This window comes from Dactylosporangium sp. NPDC051087, assembly GCF_055586325.1.
Window position 1 is genome coordinate 67870 of sequence record NZ_JBVJIJ010000018.1, and the last position, 19538, is coordinate 87407.

General features: G+C 68.8%; 17 protein-coding genes. 8 read left to right on the forward strand and 9 right to left on the reverse strand.

Features of this window, described 5'->3' with window-relative positions:
• Nucleotides 1-210: 210 nt before the first annotated feature.
• From ACZ6TV_RS31400 to ACZ6TV_RS31420, 5 genes are all read left to right on the forward strand, one after another.
• Nucleotides 211-714: a hypothetical protein gene (locus ACZ6TV_RS31400; RefSeq protein WP_465300906.1), complete on the forward strand. Its 504-nt coding sequence runs from the start codon at nucleotides 211-213 to the stop codon at nucleotides 712-714.
• Nucleotides 715-1391: 677 nt separating this feature from the next.
• Entirely contained in the window at nucleotides 1392-1886 is a 495-nt protein-coding gene (locus tag ACZ6TV_RS31405; RefSeq protein ID WP_465300907.1) for a hypothetical protein, read from the forward strand.
• Nucleotides 1887-2137: 251 nt separating this feature from the next.
• The gene (locus ACZ6TV_RS31410; RefSeq protein ID WP_465300908.1) at nucleotides 2138-2512 is read left to right on the forward strand and encodes a hypothetical protein; all 375 of its coding nucleotides are present in this window, start codon (nucleotides 2138-2140) and stop codon (nucleotides 2510-2512) included.
• A gap of 203 nt (nucleotides 2513-2715) precedes the next feature.
• Nucleotides 2716-3375, forward strand: coding sequence for a hypothetical protein (locus ACZ6TV_RS31415; protein ID WP_465300909.1), 660 nt, complete (start codon nucleotides 2716-2718; stop codon nucleotides 3373-3375).
• Nucleotides 3376-3512: 137 nt separating this feature from the next.
• On the forward strand, nucleotides 3513-3986 hold the full coding sequence (locus tag ACZ6TV_RS31420; protein WP_465300910.1) for a hypothetical protein: 474 nt from the start codon (nucleotides 3513-3515) through the stop codon (nucleotides 3984-3986).
• A gap of 14 nt (nucleotides 3987-4000) precedes the next feature.
• On the opposite strand, the gene ACZ6TV_RS31425 is transcribed toward ACZ6TV_RS31420, so the two are convergent.
• The 7 genes from ACZ6TV_RS31425 to ACZ6TV_RS31455 all read right to left on the reverse strand — a co-directional run bounded on the left by ACZ6TV_RS31425 (nucleotide 4001) and on the right by ACZ6TV_RS31455 (nucleotide 14854).
• Nucleotides 4001-4792, reverse strand: coding sequence for a DUF2637 domain-containing protein (locus ACZ6TV_RS31425; RefSeq protein WP_465300911.1), 792 nt, complete (start codon nucleotides 4790-4792; stop codon nucleotides 4001-4003).
• Nucleotides 4793-4860: 68 nt separating this feature from the next.
• The gene (locus ACZ6TV_RS31430) at nucleotides 4861-7620 is read right to left on the reverse strand and encodes a BTAD domain-containing putative transcriptional regulator (RefSeq protein ID WP_465300912.1); all 2760 of its coding nucleotides are present in this window, start codon (nucleotides 7618-7620) and stop codon (nucleotides 4861-4863) included.
• Nucleotides 7621-7895: 275 nt separating this feature from the next.
• On the reverse strand, nucleotides 7896-8921 hold the full coding sequence (locus tag ACZ6TV_RS31435; protein ID WP_465300913.1) for a hypothetical protein: 1026 nt from the start codon (nucleotides 8919-8921) through the stop codon (nucleotides 7896-7898).
• 222 nt (nucleotides 8922-9143) lie between these two features.
• A complete protein-coding gene (locus ACZ6TV_RS31440) occupies nucleotides 9144-11399 on the reverse strand; it encodes an AfsR/SARP family transcriptional regulator (protein WP_465300914.1) in 2256 nt (751 codons plus the stop codon).
• Nucleotides 11396-13225 (reverse strand): hypothetical protein, encoded by a 1830-nt coding sequence (locus tag ACZ6TV_RS31445; RefSeq protein WP_465300915.1) that lies wholly within the window; start codon nucleotides 13223-13225, stop codon nucleotides 11396-11398. The genes ACZ6TV_RS31440 and ACZ6TV_RS31445 overlap by 4 nt, the downstream gene beginning before the upstream one ends.
• 202 nt (nucleotides 13226-13427) lie before the next feature.
• The gene (locus ACZ6TV_RS31450) at nucleotides 13428-14297 is read right to left on the reverse strand and encodes a helix-turn-helix domain-containing protein (protein ID WP_465300916.1); all 870 of its coding nucleotides are present in this window, start codon (nucleotides 14295-14297) and stop codon (nucleotides 13428-13430) included.
• On the reverse strand, nucleotides 14294-14854 hold the full coding sequence (locus ACZ6TV_RS31455; protein ID WP_465300917.1) for a DUF6879 family protein: 561 nt from the start codon (nucleotides 14852-14854) through the stop codon (nucleotides 14294-14296). Before ACZ6TV_RS31455 ends, ACZ6TV_RS31450 begins: the two co-directional genes overlap by 4 nt.
• Before the next feature lie 88 nt (nucleotides 14855-14942).
• Here ACZ6TV_RS31455 and ACZ6TV_RS31460 point away from each other — a divergent pair, with 88 nt between their 5' ends.
• Nucleotides 14943-15143: a DUF397 domain-containing protein gene (locus ACZ6TV_RS31460; protein ID WP_465300918.1), complete on the forward strand. Its 201-nt coding sequence runs from the start codon at nucleotides 14943-14945 to the stop codon at nucleotides 15141-15143.
• Between the two features lie 115 nt (nucleotides 15144-15258).
• On the opposite strand, the gene ACZ6TV_RS31465 is transcribed toward ACZ6TV_RS31460, so the two are convergent.
• The gene (locus ACZ6TV_RS31465) at nucleotides 15259-15459 is read right to left on the reverse strand and encodes a DUF397 domain-containing protein (protein WP_465300919.1); all 201 of its coding nucleotides are present in this window, start codon (nucleotides 15457-15459) and stop codon (nucleotides 15259-15261) included.
• Nucleotides 15456-16349, reverse strand: coding sequence for a helix-turn-helix domain-containing protein (locus ACZ6TV_RS31470; protein WP_465300920.1), 894 nt, complete (start codon nucleotides 16347-16349; stop codon nucleotides 15456-15458). Before ACZ6TV_RS31470 ends, ACZ6TV_RS31465 begins: the two co-directional genes overlap by 4 nt.
• An 891-nt stretch (nucleotides 16350-17240) precedes the next feature.
• On the opposite strand from ACZ6TV_RS31470, the gene ACZ6TV_RS31475 reads away from it, so the two are divergent.
• Together ACZ6TV_RS31475 and ACZ6TV_RS31480 are read left to right on the forward strand one after the other, a co-directional pair.
• Complete coding sequence (locus ACZ6TV_RS31475; protein WP_465301100.1) at nucleotides 17241-18533, forward strand: APC family permease; 1293 nt, start codon at nucleotides 17241-17243, stop codon at nucleotides 18531-18533.
• Nucleotides 18530-19537, forward strand: a complete 1008-nt coding sequence (locus ACZ6TV_RS31480) for an acetamidase/formamidase family protein (RefSeq protein WP_465300921.1) — start codon at nucleotides 18530-18532, stop codon at nucleotides 19535-19537. The genes ACZ6TV_RS31475 and ACZ6TV_RS31480 overlap by 4 nt, the downstream gene beginning before the upstream one ends.
• Nucleotide 19538 lies beyond the last annotated feature (1 nt).

Below are 19538 nucleotides of genomic sequence, written 5' to 3' on the forward strand. Positions count from 1 at the left end.
CGCACACAGACCGCATAAACACCCCCCCCCCCTCCCCCCCCCCCCCCCCCCCGCCACCCCCCCCCCCCCCCCCCCCCCCCCCCCTGCCCCGGCGCCCCCCCCCCCCCCCCCCCCCCGGCGACGTGTGCGCCCAGACAGCCCGATGACCGACACCGGAGGGACACCGTGACCACGACACCACCCCAACGACCCCGCCCTACCCACACCGACATGACCAACCCGGTAGCGACAGACCCGGCCGCCCCCGCCGAACTGTCCTGCCCCGAATGCGCGGAGGCGGTCCGCGCGGTACCGCCGACCGAATGGCCCCTCGCCGGGTGGGCATCCCGCCCCGAGCACGCCCACCACGACGGCACCCCGTTGTGCCCCGTGCCCGCAGCACACCCGGGCGGTTCACGACCGGCCGAACCGGTTGCCCACGGGCGCACCGTACCCGCCACCGCGCCACCGGCCGCCGCCGAACCGGCCACCGACCCGGGGACGCCGGTACCGGCACCGGCACCCGATGTCGTGTATGTGGTCGCCGGTGGTGACATGGTCGCCGGGTTCGCCGACGAGGCGTCCGCCGACATCCAGGAGCTCGTGATGACCGGGGCCGGACTCGACACCACACGCACGCGGCTCGGGCGGGCGCGGTGGGTGCGGTTCTGTGCCGAGCTGCGCAGGCAACACCCCGACATCGAGATCATCGACGTGAGCGGCGGCCCGTCATGAACCTTCCTGCATCGACCTCGACGCCCGGCGTCCGGTCGTCGCTACATGGGGGCAGTGCGGCTACCGATCGGCGTGCGCCGCACCACGTCCCGCCGCAGCGCTGAGCACGGCCGAGTCTTCGCCGCCTCGGGGCACCTCCAGCCGGCCGCCTTGATCGACCCGTAGAGGTCGGAAACATTGTTTGTGACGGCAACGCCGGGGACCGCAACCCCCCGGCGTTGCCCCCACCCCACCACCGTCCCATCGAAAGGACACGCCAGCCATGGCACACACAACCGCGCCAACCGGCGACGGGCGCACGGCCCTGCCCCGACCCGGTGCTCCTACCACCGACACGGCCCGAAACGCCGCCGTGTCCGAGCAGTCGGGGGTCTGACATGCGCCGATTCCTGCCCCTGTCCTGGGGGCGGCGACACCAGGGCACGCACCGCCCGGACGCCGTCGCCGTGGCCGCGACGGACCGCCGCCCCCCGGCGACCCCGGCCCCGGCCCCGTCGGGCCCGCCGCAGTCCAGCGGCCCCCAACGCCCGTCCGGCGGGTCACCGGCCCGGATGGCGACCATCGCAGCGACCCGGCCCGTGTCACCCACTACGGCGGCGCCCGCGCCTCAACCTTCGCCCCAGCCTCGACCCGTCCCGCCGCCGCACGAGATCGCCAACGCGGACGGCGCCGACGTCATGCGCCTCGTGGACGAGCTGTGCGTCGCCTACGCCAAAGTCCAGGTAGCGCAAACGATGGCCGAGTTCACAAGCGACCCGGAGGCGCGAGCGAGGCACCTCAGCGTCGCGCGCTATTGGACCGACGCCGGGCGCAAACTCCACCGCACGATAAGCGAGACGCTCGACGACGCACTCACGGCCGAGGCGGCGGTGGAGTCGTTCCTACCCGTGCAGCCGACGCCGACCGGCGAGGTGGCGCTGCGTGCCCGCGATGCACAAGACCGCCCCGTTGTCGTCCGGTTCACCGGCGCGCAGGCCCTCGCGGTCGGCGCTCACCTCACTGCATACGCCGCGATCGGCCTCGACCGCACCGGCCGCAAAGTCGCCAACGTGCTGCCACCAATCGCGACGCAAGCACCGTTCATCGCCCCGAAGTTCATCCCCACGCCCGGCAACGTCCCGGCGGCGCACCCACCACGCGGCACCGCCGCGACCCGACCGGCCGCGCGCTAACCCACCCACGGACGGGCCGAGGCGCGGACCTCGGCCCGCCCACATCGTTGTACCTCAACCCTCGAAGGACGACCGATGCTCACCAACGCTGCACCCGACGACACCCTCGGCCCCCGACACCAACTCGGCGCCGCCACCCCCGCGGACTGTCGGAGTCGCATCTCCCGCCTGGCGCGCCACGCCGACGAGGCGGCAGCCTTCGCTGTCGCGGCCGACGCCCTGGCCGAGGTCGACGGAGACGGAGCCTCCTCATGACGCCCGGCTACACCCACGCGAAGGCCACGCACAGCCTCGGAGCGGTCTGCGGCGCGGACGACGGGCCACTGACCCGCATCACCGAAGACCCGCACAATGTCACCTGCCCGGACTGCCCCGACGCGGCCGAGATCGAGGCACTCCCCGACGACGCCACCAGCGGCACCCCCGCCATCCTCGAAACCCTGCGCCAGGTACGCGCTGGCCAGTGGCGCAAGATCGACGGAATCGTCTTGGACATGAGCACAGCGAACGCGATCCTCACCGTATACGAGGCGGCCGGTGAGACCGGACGAGCCAAACTCGTCGCTCTGCCGATCGCACAGATGGCGGCCGTCTGCTGGCGCATCGTGGGCAAGTACTCGACCTAACACCACAGGGACGGTGGCCGGTAGGACACACCCGAAGGTGCGCGCAACCCCGACCGGCCACCTCACCCGCCCGAGCCACCCACGGCGCACACACGAACCGCTTCTTCCCCGGGCCGGTACCGCGATGGTACCGGCCCGTTCGGCGTCGAAGGCGCACCGTGCGGCCGGCGTTGGCGAAGGTCCCGAGGCGGAGTTCAGGGAGAATGACCACCATGGCTCGACGCACATTCAGCCGACGCGTCGCGTTGGACCGTGACGGAGTGGCAACGTACACCGGCGCGGCACGCAGCACCGTCAACCACTGGCACCGCCACCGGCACACCACCGGCTTCCCGGCCGCCTTCACCGACGAGACAGGCGAGGAATGGTTCTGGCTCGAAGACGTCCGCGCCTTCCACACCGCGCACCGCGCCGCGAAACTCGCCGTCCTGACCCAGATCGACCGCAGCGGCGACCCCTGGCAACTCGTCGGCTCCGGCACCGCCGCCAAGATCCTGCGGTACAGCTCGTACCGCAACTTGCCCGATGAGCTGCTCGACTGCGCCGACGACACCGAGGAACTCTCCGACGGGCGGGTCCGGCGCCGCTGGTATCGGCGCACCGTGTGGGCCGTCGCCGACGCCCGCACCGGCCGTCAGTCCACCGGGCGCACTCCCGGCACCGTTACCGGCCCGCGCAAAGCGCACCCCTACGCCGATGATGCGCGCCTCGCCGCTGCCCTCACCCTGCTCGACATGGCCCGTGCCGAGGGCCGCGGCAGCAGGGGCCTCGGCGCCGAGCTGGCCACCCGGCTCGGTCTCACCGAGCGCACCGCGCAGCGGCTTCTCGCCGTCGCCCGCGAGACGCATCCGATAGTCGCGTGATGGCTCCGACCCGCCAGTGTGAGTCTTCAGTGGTCCGAGGCATTCGGGACCTGCGTGGATGGCGGCGTACCTGATCAACCCGACGGTAAACTCCTTGGGATGCGGGCAGGCCCCGCTCGTCAATCAGGGGTGGGAAAGTGCCGTCGAAGCCGTCCAAGGTCCAGCAGTTGAAGGCTGTCGGGGAAGGGCTGGCGGTTGGCTGCCTGATCCTCGGCCACGATGAGTTGCCGTCGAGGAAGACGGACGTGGAGCCGGCGTTCCGGCGGGCGTGGCGGTCATGGCCGCAGGCGAGCCGGTTGTCTGCGGTGCGGGCTGACCTCGACCGGACCGACATCTGGCAGATCATGGCGGACAGCAAGACGCGTCGAGGTTCGATCATCGCCTTCTGGCAGGTCGGCCGGACCTTGCGTCCGCAGCTCTCGGACGGCCTCGACATGGAAGACGCGCGAGACCTGACGTTCGGCGACCTTCCTGTTGATGCGTGGGTGGAGTTGGCGCGGCTCTTCACCGACGCGTTGCTTACGCCGCCCCGGCGGTCGGGCTCAACGCGACCGGTCTCCACCTCGGATCAGTCGCCCTCGGCCGGGACGGCGGGCACCGCCAGCCCGTAGACCTTCAGGTCCTCCTACAGGGAGGCTTTGCTCGCCGATCCGTTGACGGAGCGGGCTTCGGCCTTCACTGCGGCGAGCAGCTCAGACACGCGGGTGTTGCGGATGGCCGTGCCGTTGCGTCGCAACCTTTGGGCGAGGGCGTCACGGCTGACCGTGGCGCCTTCGTCCAGCAGCTCGTCACGGGCTGCTCGGGCGGCCGGCAGGAGCGGCACGAGGTCGGACGCCAGGTCGGGGCGGTCGTCCGGCTCGACGTCCTCGGCGCTGGTCTCGTCCTCACCTTGATCCGCGTCGTGGTCCTGGTCCTTATCGTCGTCTTCAACGGGACCGGCGCACGCGGGCTCATCGCCGGGCACCTCCTCGATGGGCGGCCGGGGGCCCGAAGCGGTGACAGCGGTCGATAGTGGTGTCTCCGAAGTATCCACGGTCTCGATCGTCGTGCCCGCCATAGGCGCCTCGGCGGCCGGTGCGGCAGGCGGGGCGGCGTCGAGATGTTCGCGGATCTGGCTGGCGACGTCGAACAACGAGACCGACAACACGAGGATGAGCCCATCGACGCTGATGGGCAGCAGGTATGGGACTTCGCCGTGCTCGTAGCGGGCGACGACGCCGACCATGTGCCAGTAGCTCGTCCATGCGGCGATGCCAGCGATCGAGGCGGTGGCGACGATCCGCAGCCCGGCTCGGATCATGCTGCGGACCGGGACGCGCATCATGACCTCGATCGCGACGAACAGTGCCAGCGGTGACCAGGCCGCGACGCCTTGGGCGATCGGGTCGTTCTCGGCGTGCAGGACGTTCGTCGCCATGCTGATCAGCAGCGCGAAGGCGAGGGCGGCGCGCAGGATCCATTGCACCCGGCGCAGTCGTGGCAGGGTCATGGCCGGGCTCCGGCTGGCGCGGGGTGCAGTTGCCGGGCGGCGAGGCGGCGGGTGGCTTCGGACGGTTCGGCTTCGCCGAGTTCGGCGAGCTGCGTCTCCAGGCGGCGCAGGGTGCGCCGGACGGCGTCGGGCCGGTGCTGGCGGCCGTGGATGCGCATGACCCGCTGGTACAGCTCCTCGTTGACCGGGTCGTGACGCAGCGCCGTTTCGAGGGCGGCGACGGCGGCGTCTGGCTGGTCGGCTTCGAGGAGTTCGGCGATGTGGCTGTACACGCCGAGGATTTGATGGCGGTGGGTGGTGGCGTAGTCGGTGACCCAGGCCCGGTCCTGGCCGTCGGCGAAGTCTCCGCCGTAGAGGTCGGCGGCTTCGCGTAGGGCGGTGAGGGCGGTGGTGTCGTCGGTGGCGGTGTTGGCGCGGCCGATGGCGGTCAGCATCCGCCAGAGGTCGACCTCGATGGTGTCGGGGTCGAGCCGGTACCGGGTGGGGGCGGGGTCGTAGATGATGAACTTCGCCTCCGGGGTGCCGGTCGCGGTTCGCAGGACTCGGCGGGCGGTGGTGATGTCGGTGCGGACGCGTTTGACGGCGGCGTCCGGGTCGGTATCGGGGTGCAGGTCGGCGGCGATCTGCCGCAGGGTGCGCCCGTGTGGGTGCGCGGCGAGCAGGGCGAGGGCGGCGTAGGAGCCGCTGCGCATGCCGGTGGTGACCGGCCCGGTGTCGGTGGTGACGGTTACCGGTCCGAGGACGGTGAGCTTGACCAGTGCCGGACTGTCACCGCTCGCGGTGGGTAGGTCCGGCATCGGTGCGAGGACAGCGGCTGATGTCGCCTCGTCATTCTGTCCGGTCTCGCCGATCCCATCGAAGTGGCCGGCGGGGCGGGCCTCGTTGGTGGGCAGGGGAGGCTCGTCGAGGTCACTGCCGGGTTCCGGGCGGGCGGCGGTGTCGGCGATCATGGCGAGGAGTTGGGCGAGGTCGGTGGCGGTGAGGGTCGCGAGCCGGGTGCCGTCCGGGAGGGTGCCGTCTGCGGTGACGGTGCGGGGGGTCATGGTGTCGGCGTCGCCGAGGATGACCGGGTGTAGGTGCAGTTCCCGGCGGTGTGCGCCGATCGCTGCGACCCGGCCCGCGAGGCGGGGGTCGCTGTCGATGAGTAGGACGTAGGGCGGTTGGTGCTCGATGTGGTCATCGCGGGCGTTGAGGTCCGCGATCGATGCTGAGTCGACGGAGTCGAGGAGCCGTCGCCGGCCGATCATCTCTTCTTCGGCGTGGGTGATGGCGGCGGCGGTGTCTGCGAGGACGAGGAGCCGTTCACCGTCGAAGGTGACGCCGTGCGGGTCGAGACCGGTTGGTTCGGCGCCGTGTGGAAGCAGCCGGGTGAGGGTGTCTGGGGTGGTGACGACGATGGGCCGGGCTGTCGGGAGGTCGGAGATGCCGGTGGCGAGAGCGCTGGCGAGGATGGCTCTCGCGACGGGTTCGGCGCCCGGCCCGTCCAGGGCGAGGCCGGGGCTGGGCAGGTCGAACAGGCTGAGCTCGACGCCGGAGGCGTCCACCCCGATCGGGGTGTCAAGGACCGGAGGTACAGGCCGGACTCCCGGTCGGGGCAGCTCATCCGTCAGCTTGGGGTCGGAGTCGGGTTCGGGCTGTCGGCGGCCGGCGGCGTCGGCGAGGGTCAGCTCCGCCGGGATCGGCGGCTTCGTCGGGCCGGTTCGGACCGGGATGGGACCGCCGAGGCGGGCGTGGCGGCGGCGGTGCAGGCGCAGCAACGCGGCGACGGCGGCGATCGTGGCCGCGAGGCCGAGACTGATCCAGCCCTGTGAGGGCAAGGTGATGCCGGTCTGGCGGATGTCGCTCGCTGTGGGGTCGGTGGCCTGTGCGGTGTTGGTGGCGTCGACGTTCGACGTAGGGGTAGCCGGTGACCTCGGCGTGCCGGAGACGTTCGGGGACGGGGTAGCTGGGGTGCTCGGGCTGGAGGTGGCACCACTGGCACTGGGCGCCGGCGAGGCCGGTGCGCCGCCTGGAGCCGGTCCTGTGGACTCTCCGTTGCCGGGGGGCGCGGGAGCTTGATCCTGGGCGGGTAGGGCGAGGATCCACCCGACGTGGATCTCGTTGGGGTTGGTGAGGGTGTAGCCGTTGGCCTGCGGTTGTCCCCGGTTGAGGACATAAATCTCGCGCCAGCGGTGCGGATCGCCGAGCTGCTGCTTCGAGATGTTCCACAGGCAGTCGCCGTGCCGGACGACGATGGTCTCTGCTGGTGTCGACTCGGCTCGTGAGGTCGCTGGAGCGATTGTGGTGAGCGTCGGCAGGGCAGTCACGGCGTCAGAGATCGGGGCGGTGAGCGGCTTCGGTTGGGTGGTGTGCGCGGAGGTGGCGGTTGACGGCGGCGCGGCGTAGGCAGCGCTGGTGGTGGTCGCGGCCGTCAGCAGCGACCCGGCGAGCGCGGTGACCACGGCTCGGAGCGGCGCGGGTAGGAGGTGAGGTCGACGTCGGCTGCGGGTCAGCGCCGCGGCGACATCTGTGACGGTGGCGATAAGGAGCCATCCCCAGAGCAGCCAGCCGCCGACTACGCCGGTCACGAGCAAGACCTGTGGGTTCAGCGGCTCGGTGACGGCGGCCGAGGCATCGAACGCCTCCCACAAGGCGCCTTGCACGATGAGCAACGCGACCGGCAGGCAGACCAGCACCGTGAGCAGGACGGCAGCGGTAGCGGCGGCAGCGACGGTGCGGGCTGTGTACGCCCGGTCGAGGCTGGACCGGCGACGCACGCGCCGGCATCGTTGCGGCATGCGTGAGGGGCGGCCTGGATGAGGGCGAGCGTGGTTGATGGACGCCATGATGGTGGCTCCTGATGATGAGCGCCGATGGATGCCGCGACGCTACTGCGCTGCAAGGCCGCAGCCGCTGCTTCCGGCGGTCACACAGGATCACATCGATCACAGCGGTAACACCGCAGGTCAGGGCGTCGCCGTATCGCTCACACAGGATCACGAGACACGGTTCATCGTGGTCCTCTGGCCGGGTCGACGCCCCGACCGGTTGGTTAGCCTGGTGTCCATTCCGGTTTGCCGTCGCGGTCGCTGGCGAAGCCGCCGATGGTGATGTCGTAGGTGGCCTCGACGGTGTTCCAGTCGCGGGGGTCGCGCAGGGATAGCGACCATTGGTAGGTGATGGTGGCTTTGCCGGGCGTGATGGTGGTGATGATGACGGCGCCGTCCGGATGGGTTTCGAGTTGGATGGTGGGGTAGCGCTGCACGGTCCATTGCGGGTCGGTGGTGATCGTGTATCGGTTGCCGTGCTGCATGGGGCAGGTGCGCACGGGGGAGGACACGTCGGTGGTGGGCGAAAACTCACGCTGTGCGGCGCAGGCGTCAATGCGGTCGTGGATCTGTTGCTCAATCGTGGTGGTGAGGGTCGGTTTGACGGTGGCGGGCAGGGTGAGGGTGGCGGGGGTGTCGGCGATGACGGCGGTGGTTTCGGCGGGTTCGTAGAGTGCGTTGCCGGGTCGGGTGGCGGTGTAGCGGCCGGGCGGGGCCCAGAAGGTGGCGGGCTCGTCGGGGTTCGTCGTGGTCAGTTTGACGGCGGCGAGCGTGACGGGAGCGATGGCGGGTTTCGGCATGGTGATGGTCGAGCCGGGCAGGTCGCGGAGGGACCAGTAGCCGCTGAAGATGCCGGTGCGTTGGTAGAGCACTGTGGCGGTGTCGGTGTGCCGCTGGCCGTCGATGTCGTAGGAGACCGTGACGAGTCGTTGCTTCGCGCCGGCGGTCCCGACGGAGGGTGCCTGCGCGCGTTCGTCTTCGATGCGCAGGTGTTCCGGTGGCTGATAGCCACTCTGGAGAGTCCCGTGCTGGCACAGCGGATTGTTGTCGCACTGCGCCGCTGTCGGGAGTCTGCTCGTGTCGCGGGCGGTCAACTGGCCGAAGAAGCCGCGGACGAGGTCCTGCGGTCCGGGCCCGGCGTTGCCAAGGACGGCGACAACAGCGACGGCACCGATGACGACGGCGACGAGGAGCGCCCCTGCCTGGAGTGCGCGGCGACGGCTTCGTACCGTGCGCTCCCGTGGCGGCATGACCGCGAGGGAACGATCAGCATCAACGAATCGGGGGAGTACGACGCGTTCCCCGGGCCGGACTCTTGGAGTGCGCGGGGTGCCGTGAGGGACCAGCACCTCGGCGACGGAACCGTATACCGTCCGGCCCTCGTCGTTGTTCGCTGGCATTGTTGGCGTGCCCGGCAGCTCAAATCGGGCGTGCGGCTCGGTGTGGTGTTGGGGGTGCGGGGTTTGCATGGCTTAGGTCCTCGAGGATGCGGACGTACCGTGCCGGGTGGTTGCCGCCGGTGTCGGTGGCAGCGCGTTGGTTGTGCGCATGGAGGTCGGATGCGGGGTGAGGTGGTGCGCGGTGAGGTGCTCGGTGTAGGTGGCTGCGGCTCGGCGTGCGGCGGCGCTGTTCCCAGCGGCGGTGTGCGCGGCCATCAGCCGACGGTGGACCATTTCGTTCGTTGGGGAGACGCGGAGTGCCTGCTGCAGGAGCCGCGCGGCAGCGGGTTGGTCGGGTTCCAGGTCGGCGAGGTGCACAAGGACGTCGATCTGGTGGCGGGCGACGTGTTCACGGGCCGCGTCCAGCCATTCGTAATCCCAGCCCTGCGCGAGTTCACCGCCGAGATCCCAGCCCTGCGCGAGTTCACCGCCGAGGTCGGCGCGGCAGACCTCGGCTGCATCGGTCAGTAGCTGGTGTCGGTGGGCTGGATCTGTGGTGGCTGCCGCAGCGTCAAGAAGGGTCTGGAACTGCCACAGGTCGACGTGGACGGTGCTGGCGTCCAGCCGGTACCACGGCCCGGCCGGGTCGCCGGTCTGCTGACGCTGCAACAGCACGGGGAGCCGCGCCGCGTCATGCAGGGCACGGCGGAGCTCGGACACCGTAGTGCGGAAGCTCCGGTGTGCCGAGCTGCTGGGGACGTCCGGCCAGATCGCCCCTTTCAGGTCCGCGGCGCTCAGCCCGGCACGGTGCACGGCGAGCAGCACGAGGATCTGTTGGCCGGCAGTTCGGCGGATCTGCACCGGGCTGAGACTGCCGTCGGGATGCGGCACCAGCACGGCGGGGACACCGAGGACCCGGACGAAGAGTTGCCGTGGTTGCCCGGCCTCTTCCGGCGGCGGAGCAGGCCACGACGCCCCCTGCCGCGCGTCCGCTGCCTCGGCCGATCGAGTGCTGATCGTGGCCGCCGTCCAGGTCGCGGGCACGTTGCTGGCCACGGCTTGACCAGCGGACGATTGCGGTGGAGTCGTGGCCGGCATCCGGCGGTCTCCGGCGGCGGCATTCACAACGCCGAGGGCGGTGAGTAGTGCGTTCGCCGTCGCCAGATTGAGGACAGGTAGCCGGTCGGTGAGGGGGGCGGGTCCGGCCGCTGTTTGGATTCGGCCGCCGCTGGCCACGTGCCAGGAGTGCATACCAGTAGCGGCGCCGACAACGACGGTCCGCACCGTCACACCACCACCGGTCGCCACACGCCGCGGCCCGGTCGGCGAATCCGCCGCCGCCGCGTCAGTGAGGATCACGCTCATGCCGGACGTCGCGAGCAAAGCAGACCAATCTGCGCCGGCTGGAACGACACGAACTCGTCCCGAGGCGGCGACTACGGCGTCAGCGCCGAGCACCTCGCTCCATAGCCCTTCCGATACCAGCACCTGCGTGTGAGTTGCCGCTGGTCCGATGGCTATCGCTGTCAGAAGTCCACGGGCAGCGTCGTGCGCGCCTGGCCCGATCAGACCGACGCCTCCGGGCGGAAGGACCGCCTCGGCAGGCCACGACATCGACCCGGCCGCCACTGGGACGTCAACATCATCGTCGCCGGAGGCGTCCGCCGCCCGGTCGTCCTCAGCCGCGATCGCCGAGCGAGTCAGTCGGCCGATGCGGTGCAGCGCTTCGGGCAGCGGCGCAAGGTCCTCGTCGCGGCGCCGCCATCCAGCGGGCGGACCTGGTAGGTACTGCTGACGCCGTTGCACCCATATGAGTGCCGCCGCCCCGGTGATGGCTGCCGCTACCGGAAACGGCAGCCAGCCGCCCGGCACCTCCACGCCAGCAACCGTCACCAGCGGCGACGCCGACGGCTGATCAACGGGCGTGGCAGGGCCTTGAGCGGTGCTGACGTCGTGAACGACCGTCGGTGCGGCCGTCACGGTCGACGTCCGATGGTCTGGTGGAACTCCGGTGCCGCCGCCTCGGGCCGCGTCAACCGCGAGCAGGACTCCGCTGACGAGCGCGGTGACCGCGGAGTGCAGTGGCACCGGCAGGCGAGGCGCGCGCCCGCCGTGCCGAATCGTGTCCACGGCGTCGAGCACGATCATCCGCAGCAACGCCAGCCACAGCACCCATCCCGCCGCGATCACCGCTACTACCGCGCCGGTCTCCGACAGCGGCTCCGCGACGAGCTGCCGCCAATCCCACTGCGCAGCGCGCTGCACCACCACCAGCCCCGCCGGCAACCCAGTGAGCACGCCCAGCAACACGAGCCCAGAGACGACGCTGCGGAACAGCCGGACGATCACCAGCTCGCCCCCATGCCGCCGCGCGGTGACCCCGGACCCGGTATCTGTGCGCCGTGCACCCCGACTGGGAGCTCCTCGCCCCTGGCGGGCAGTTGCTGAGGCAGCGACGGTGGGGTGAGCAGCTTCGGGCGCAGCAGCAGCCACGTCGTACGGGCCGCCCACCAACCCGCGACCGCGAGCGAGAACCCGACCGCGACCGTGCCCGTGATCCGATACGCCAACGTCCCGGCGACCAACAACGCCAGCGGCACCGCCAGCAACAGCCGATGCAGTACCCGGCGCACAACAAGCAAACCAACCGCCGCCCCGATACACGCCCCACCCAGACGCCCAACCGGGCCGATGATCTCATCGCCGGTTGTCGGCGACCACTGCTGCAACCGCCACTCCAACAGGTACAACAGCGACGGACTCCCGCGCTCATCGAACGACACCAGCAGCGCGCCAACCCCAGCCAACATCGTCACCGACAACGGGAACCGCAGCCACGGCAACCACGACCCGCCAGGCGGGTCCGGACGGCGCCACACCACCACTGCCAGCACTATCACTGCCACCACGGACGGCAGCACCGGCAGGACCGACCACCGCAACAACGGCCCGAGATCAAGGTCAAAGTATCCGGCCGCGATCATCGCGAACACCGCCCCGACCAACACCCCACCCACCGCGCCGCCCACCAACGCCAGCGCAATCAACCGGTGCCGCACCCAAATCGCCAAGACCGACCGGTCTGTTCGATCTTCTGCGGCACCACGCAAAGCAGTTGTCACCACCAGGCCACCGACCACCGCAATGACCGCGAACTGCGCCGCAAACGCGAGCCCACCCCACGCCGCCAACAGCATCCCTCGATCGAACACCTTCTCCCACAGCCCATACCGCTCACCGCCAGCAAGGAACTGCCAGAACAACGCCACCGACCACCCAGCAGGCACCATCGCAGCCAACAAATCCAACGAACCAGCCTCCGGGACGGCATCAACCGCGGGCACAGACGCCGGCGCCTGCACAGCCCCCAACACCACCGCCAGCTCCGCCTCCACCACAACCATCGGCGCAACACCAGTCGCCCGCGTCAACTCCTCCGCGACTTGTGGGCCATCCGCTGCCGAGCCGACCACACACACCAAGCCAAGCCCACCGTGAGACACATCGGCACCCGCGACAGCACGACCGGCTACATCACCGACAGAACCAAGTGGTCCGCCACCTACAGCAGCGGTGTCCTCGCCTCCAAAGGTGTGTACGCCAGCGGCAACCGTCGCGGCATCCACGCTGGACACGACCTCAAACCCCGAGACCGTCCGACGCAGCACGGTGGCAGCACTGCCGTCCTGTTGAACCTCACACACCAGGATCAGGCCACCAACAGGCACCTGGACGCCGCCAGCGAGCAGATGCCAACCGACCGCCACCGGCGCATGCATCACGTCCCCCACACCAAGCCCAGCGCGGTAGCAAGCATCCCGCAACGCCGCCGTCCGCCGAGAACCCCAACCAGCAGGAACCGCAAGCGTCACCGCATCAAACCCACCGCCCACGAAATTGCGAGCAACTGATACAACCTGCTGGAACATGGCGACGACCGCGGCACCATTTAGAGATGGCTGCACCCCTTCATGGCCTAGCCACGAACCACCCAGACCCAGCATGTGCTCTTGCCCAGCCGCGGGCGAACCGAGATCACCGAACGCGTCGAGTTCGGGCAATGGGAGCACCAGCGCGGTACCGTCCGGCCACGCCACCACAGCGCGCAGCCGGGACAGCCCGACGTCCAGCCCTAGCCGGATCCCTCGATTGATCGACACATCGGCATTCTTCACGGCCTGTGTCGGCAGAGGGTGACCTGCAAATCACATTGGGCGAAAATGAGTAGCTCTGGGTCGATCTTAGAGTATTACCTGGATAGGGTCGTACCGATTCCGCTATCCACAGCGGCTGTTGCGGCAGCACTGCTGGTGCCTCCGGCCAAGCTGCTGGGCTGCGGGGGCTTCGCTTGGGTGGTGACGGCAGCTGCTCCCGCCGTCAGAGATCCGTGTCTTGTCGCGTCGCCTCCAGGGCTCTGGTCCGCAAGCTGTTCAGAAGATCGCGGGCGCGGTCGTCGGTTACCGAGTCCGCCAACAGTGACTCGTACACGCGCGAATAGACGTTGATCTCCTCCGGGTCGGTCAGCGTCAGCTCGCGGGTGTAGGTCTCAATCGTCGCCAACTGCGACCCATCTGGCAGCGTGTAAATCACGAAGGAGTGGGCGTGGACCGTCGATGGCGGCGCGCCGGTCGGCATGACTGCGAGGTTCACCCCGGGCAGCGTGGAGACGGAAAGGATCTTGTCGTACTGCGCGGCGAGGGCATCGTACGAAACCGGGCGGAATCGTAGCGCGGCTTCAGACATCAGAAAGTCGAACTGCCGACCCTTCTCGTAGAGTGCCGCCTGCCGTTCGATGCGTGCCGCCGCTGCGTGTGCCGTGTCGCCGACATTGAACACGTCGGCAAGGGCCAACACGCTGCGAGCATATTCGGCGGTCTGGAGGAGCCCAGGCACCGCCGCGTGCTGAAAGACCTGTATCCGCGTGGCGTCGGCAAGAAGACGCGCGATGTTTCGTTGATGCGTAGCCCGCCCGCCAGTCAGCGTCCGATCCCAGATGATGGAGGCAACCTGGATGGACTCCGCGGCGTTTGTCAGCTCCTCGGCGACCTCATTCGAGGCGCCTGTGGCTGTCGCCCATGCTTGAACGTCGGCGACGGAGGGCTTCGTGCGACGGTTCTCAATCTTGGAGACCTTCGACTGCGACCAGCCCAGGTCCGCGGCGAGTCGGGTGGTCGACATGCCTGCGTCTTCGCGGAGTTCACGCAGCCGGGACGCGAGCGCGGCCCGGTCGTCAGCGACTGGACTCACCAGGATCTACGCAATTCATCCTGGACCAATGGCAGGTAGTCCAGCAGCGGGACCGAGTGTGCCATCGCGAGATTGCGTTGGTCGACGAAGCCGCCTACGTCATCGGTCGGCTCCATGGACAGGCGTCGGCCGTCGACGTCGTACTCAATAACCACCGCGAGGGCGTCATCGAGCAACCAGAAGTCGCCCGCAAGTACGCTCAGCGTCTTGGGCACGTCGGCCCGGTCGGCAATGCGGACGTCCTCGCCGGCCGCGACGTTTCCTTGGTAGCCCAAGAGCTCGAACCGAAGGTAATCCGTCAACGGGCGGTCCAACACGTGGACCCTGCTCCAGTGTCTGCCGGCATGCACGCTGTCGGCGAGCATGCGAAGCCATGGGTCGGTGTCTGGGCCGCGAGGCGGCATCGGGTGCCCATCGTTGAAGGCGCGCAGCATGTCTGCCTCGCCCGGCGCGGTGTAAGAGCTCAGCGTTTCGAGACGGAACACCGACCGCTCGACCTTGCGTAGCATGCGCTGCAACTCGTCCATCTGCATCGGCTTGTCCCGTTCTGTCGACACCTGCCGATCAAGTCTAGTCGAGCTCGAAGACTAGTCGTCGGCGCCGCCTTGTGGCAGTCTCGGTCCCAACGCAGTGAAGGGAGCCAACATGTCGGAAGCGTCCAGGCGCCTGGATTGGCGCAAGAGCACCGAGAGCCTTAGTGGCGACTGTGTGGAGGTCGCGCCACTGCCTGGCGGTGTTGCCGTGCGGGACTCCAAGAACCCTGACGGCCCGATGCTCGAGTTCACGCACTCAGAATGGCGTGCGTTCCTCGCGGGCGCGAACAGGGGCGAGTTCGACGACCTGTGACCGAAACTAGCAAGGGTGCATACGTGAGTGTGGCGAGGGCGCCCAGCGCGGTGGCAGCATCGAGCTGGGCGCCCGGAGCTACACGCTGAGGTTTTCGCTGGCCAAGCCGCGAGCCCTAGAGATCGTCAAACTCGCCCGTCGCGGCGCCGTCGAGGAACGAGGCGAACTCCTCGACCGTAAACACCAGCACGGGGCCGTCCGGCTCCTTGGAGTCCCGCACGCCAATGACCCCACCTACTCGCGCCAGTTCGACGCATTGGCCGCTTTGCTGGGACCTTGTACTTTTTCGCCACGTCGCACGGCTAAAGTCGATCACGCGAACTCCTTTGCAACATCCCGAATCAACGACGCCGAGTCGTCCGGGCTGAGCGCCATCGCCCTCAGGCGATCAAACGCGTGCATCGCTCCCTGTACATCGGCGTCCACCTCAGGATAGAGATCGCCGGCCATGGTCTCGATGTAGACGACGTCCCGATCGCCGGGGTCAGCGAAACCGAGCACGACGAACGCGCCGGGCGTGCCGGGATGTGCGCCCGCCGCGAACGGGATCACCTGAACGTCGACGTGCGGCAGGCTCGCGATGGAGACGACGTGATCCATCTGCTCAGCCATGGTCTCGCCCCCGCCAACCTGCCGACGGATCGCGGCCTCATCGAGAACCACCCACAGCGCTGGAGGGTCCGTGCGGTGAAGGAGCGCTTGACGACGCATGCGAACCTCAACCCGTCGTTCGATCTCCTCCTCTCCAAGGCGAGCGACACCGCCTTGGAGGATTGAACGGGTGTACCGCTCGGTCTGCATCAACCCTGGAATCGAGATGACCTCGAAGTTCCATATGCGCGACGCATCAGACTCGAATCCGATGTAGGTCGCGTACTTGTCGGGGATGCTGCCCGCGTATCGATGCCACCAGCCACGCTGCGTAGCTGTCTGGGCGACCTCTACTAAGTTTGCGACCGTTGCGGCATCCGCGCCGTACGTCGCCAGCAGCGCTCGTACCGCCGGCACGCGGACGCCGACCAGTGCACGTTCGACCCGCGACAGGTGGGATGGCGAGATTCCCGCGCTCGCCGCAGCTTCCTCGATCGTCATACCGATGGACTCACGCAAATTGCTCAGCTCGCGAGCGAGACGTCTGCGTCGCAAAGTAGGCCAGTTTGGCACGGGGTCAGCATGCCACAGCGAGCCGATGGAAAACTTCGCCACACAACTTGTCTGGATCTAGTCTCGTAGGTAAGACTAGTTCTGTCATAAGACTAGACAGCGAAGTTGTGGCGGTGACGTTGTGAGTCGGCCCGCAGACTCAGCAACGAAGAGTGGTTGGACCGGGCTCCGCCGGACGCGGCTCGGCGAAGCAGGTTGCACAACTATCGACCCGCAGCCTGCTCGGACTGTCGAACGTGATGGAGGGTTCATGCTGGCTGATCGCCCCACCGTCGGCTCGTCTGCCAGTGCAACGGCAGACGAGCCGAGCGGAGCAGCCAACAACGCTCGCGGACTCGCATGCATCACAACGGCGGGCTGCTCTCGATTCGCTACTGGTGCGCAACGGCTGCGACCAGATCCTGCAGTTGTCTTGACGGCCGGAGGGTGGCCGCCTTCACGTGTTCTTTGCACGGCTGCGGCCGGGATGGCGTCGATGCACGAGTCGTCGAGCAGCCGTGCGGGACCGCGTGGAAGGTGAATCGGTCCTCCTGGTCGACGAGGTCGCGGACGAAGAACTTCGTCGGGTTTTCCGGAATCTGTTCGCCGACGTCCGCCTAACGGCGTCCACAAACGACCTGGTGTTCGTCTGGCGGATCTAAGGCTCTGCCCGCCGTCGCTGCGCTGGCTGAGGCGGCGGGCAGATCCACAACTTTTCAACCACAACGGGAAATGCAGCATCCGCGCGTCCGGCGGTAGCGCGCGTGATGAGTCATGCCCGCGAACGCTCACAGCTAGCGGCGATGTTGACCAATGGGAGGACACAAGATGAGCACGGAACAGCGCCTACCGGTCGAGTACGGCAGACCCGGCTCGTCAGCGGCAACCGGAAATGCACCGGGGCTTCGACGGACGTTGGGGCTGCGTGACCTGGTGTTCTACGGCCTTGTCTTCATGGTGCCGATCGCGCCGATGGGGATCTTCGGGTCGGTCTACAACGGTGCCGGCGGCATGGTCGCCCTCGCATACCTGATCGGGATGGTGGCGATGGTGTTCACCGCCGCGTCCTACGCCCAGATGGTGAAGGCGTTCCCCCTGGCAGGGTCGGTCTATAACTACGCCGGGAGGGGCATCGGCGCGCCGGTGGGTTTCCTCGCCGGGTGGGCGATTCTGCTGGACTACCTGCTGGTGCCGAGCCTGCTGTACCTGATCGCGGCGGTCGCGATGCACGCCACCGTCCCAGCGGTGCCGGTGTGGGGGTGGCTGCTCGGCTTCGTCGGGTTCAACACTGCCGTCAACCTCCTCGGTATCCGGATGACCGCCCTGATCACCCGAATCATGCTGATCGGTGAGCTCATCGTCCTCGCGGTCTTCCTCATCGTCGGGGGCAACGCGCTGCTGGACGGCCGCGGTCGCGGATTCTCGTGGGAGCCGCTGTTTAATAGCAGCACCTTCACATGGCCACTGGTGTTCGGCGCAGTGTCGGTGGCGGTCCTCAGCTTCCTGGGGTTCGACGGCATCTCGATGCTGGCCGAGGAGAACAAGGGCGGCCCGAGCCAGATCGGCCGGGCGATGGCCGCCGCCCTCGCCCTCGCCGGGGTGCTGTTCATCGTGCAGACGTGGGTCGCGGCGCTGCTCGTACCCGACCCGGCTGCCTTGCTCGCCGACGGTGACCCGGATGGTGTCGCGTTCTACGACGCGGCCCGGCAGGCGGGCGGCGCGTGGCTGGCGACGTTGTGCGCGGTCGCGACCGCGATCGCGTGGGGTGTCGCGAACTCCCTCGTGGCGCAGGTGGCCACGTCCAGGTTGTTGTTCGCGATGGCCCGGGACCGGCAACTGCCCGCGTTCCTGCGCAGGATCTCCGTCCGGCACGGCGTCCCGGCGAACGCGATCACGCTCACCGGTGCGCTGTCCGTGGCGATCGGTCTGTACATGGCGTGGCGCTCCGACGGAATCGCGCTGCTCTCCTCGCTGATCAACTTCGGGGCGTTGACCGCGTTCCTCGTCCTGCACGTCGCGGTGGTCTGGCATTACCTGATCCGCAAACGGTCCCGGAACCTCTGGTCGCACCTGATCGCGCCGGCGATCGGGTTCGCGATCCTCGGCTACGTCGTCGTCAACGCCAACGTAGCCGCGCAGCAGCTCGGGTTCGTGTGGATCGGGATCGGCGCTGTCATCCTGATCGGTCTCTACGCCACCGGTCGCCGCCCGGTGCTGTCCGGCCTCAACGGGCAGGACCCGTCATGACTGACACGAACACTGCGGTGGTGGATTTCCAACCGGACGAGCCGACCCTGTATACGTTCGGCGGTGCCGAGCCCGTTGCGATGATCCGTCCCGGGCAGCTGTTGCGGACGTTCACAGAGGACTGCTTCGGCGGTGCCGTGCTGACGGTGGATGATCTGCCGTCGAAGGTGTGTGAGGCGTTCAATCCGGTCACCGGCCCGTTCTATGTGCAGGGCGCGGAGCCGGGGGACACCCTCGCGTTGCATCTGGTTTCGCTGGTTCCGGCGCGGGACTGGGGGATGTCGGCGACGTTCCCGCACTTCGGCGCTCTGACCGCTACCCGCACGACGCCGATGCTGCACCCGCCCCTGGAGGAGCGGGTCTGGCAGTACGACGTCGACCGGCGCGCCGGTGTCGTGCGCTACCACGCCCGCCGCTCGGCTTACGTGGTGGAGCTGCCGCTCGACCCGATGCTCGGCACGGTCGGGGTTGCGCCGGCCGGCGGGGAGGTCCGTTCCTCGATCGTCCCGGACGCGCACGGCGGGAACCTCGACGTGCCGGAGCTGCGTGCCGGGAGCACCCTGTATCTCGGCGTCAACGTGCCCGGCGCGCTGTTCGCACTCGGGGACGGCCACGCCCGGCAGGGACAGGGCGAGGTGTGCGGCGTTGGCGTCGAATGCGCGATGCACGTCGTTTTGGTCGTGGACCTCATCAAGGGCGTGGAGACACCGTGGCCGCGGATCGAGACCGACAATCAGCTGATCTCGATCGGCGCGGCCCGGCCGCTGGAGGATGCCTATCGGATCAGTCAGCATGACCTCGTCACGCTGGTCGCCGGGATCGCCGGTCTGGACGTCCTGGACGCGTACCAGCTCGTCTCTCAGGCGGGCCGGGCTGCGCCGGGCAATGTCTGCGACCCGCTGTACACGATGCACGCCGCGATCGACCTCGCCGTCCTGCACGGTGCGACCGCCTACGAGGGTGTGCACCGGCGGTTGCGGGAGCTGGCCGGGGCGACGTGGTGAC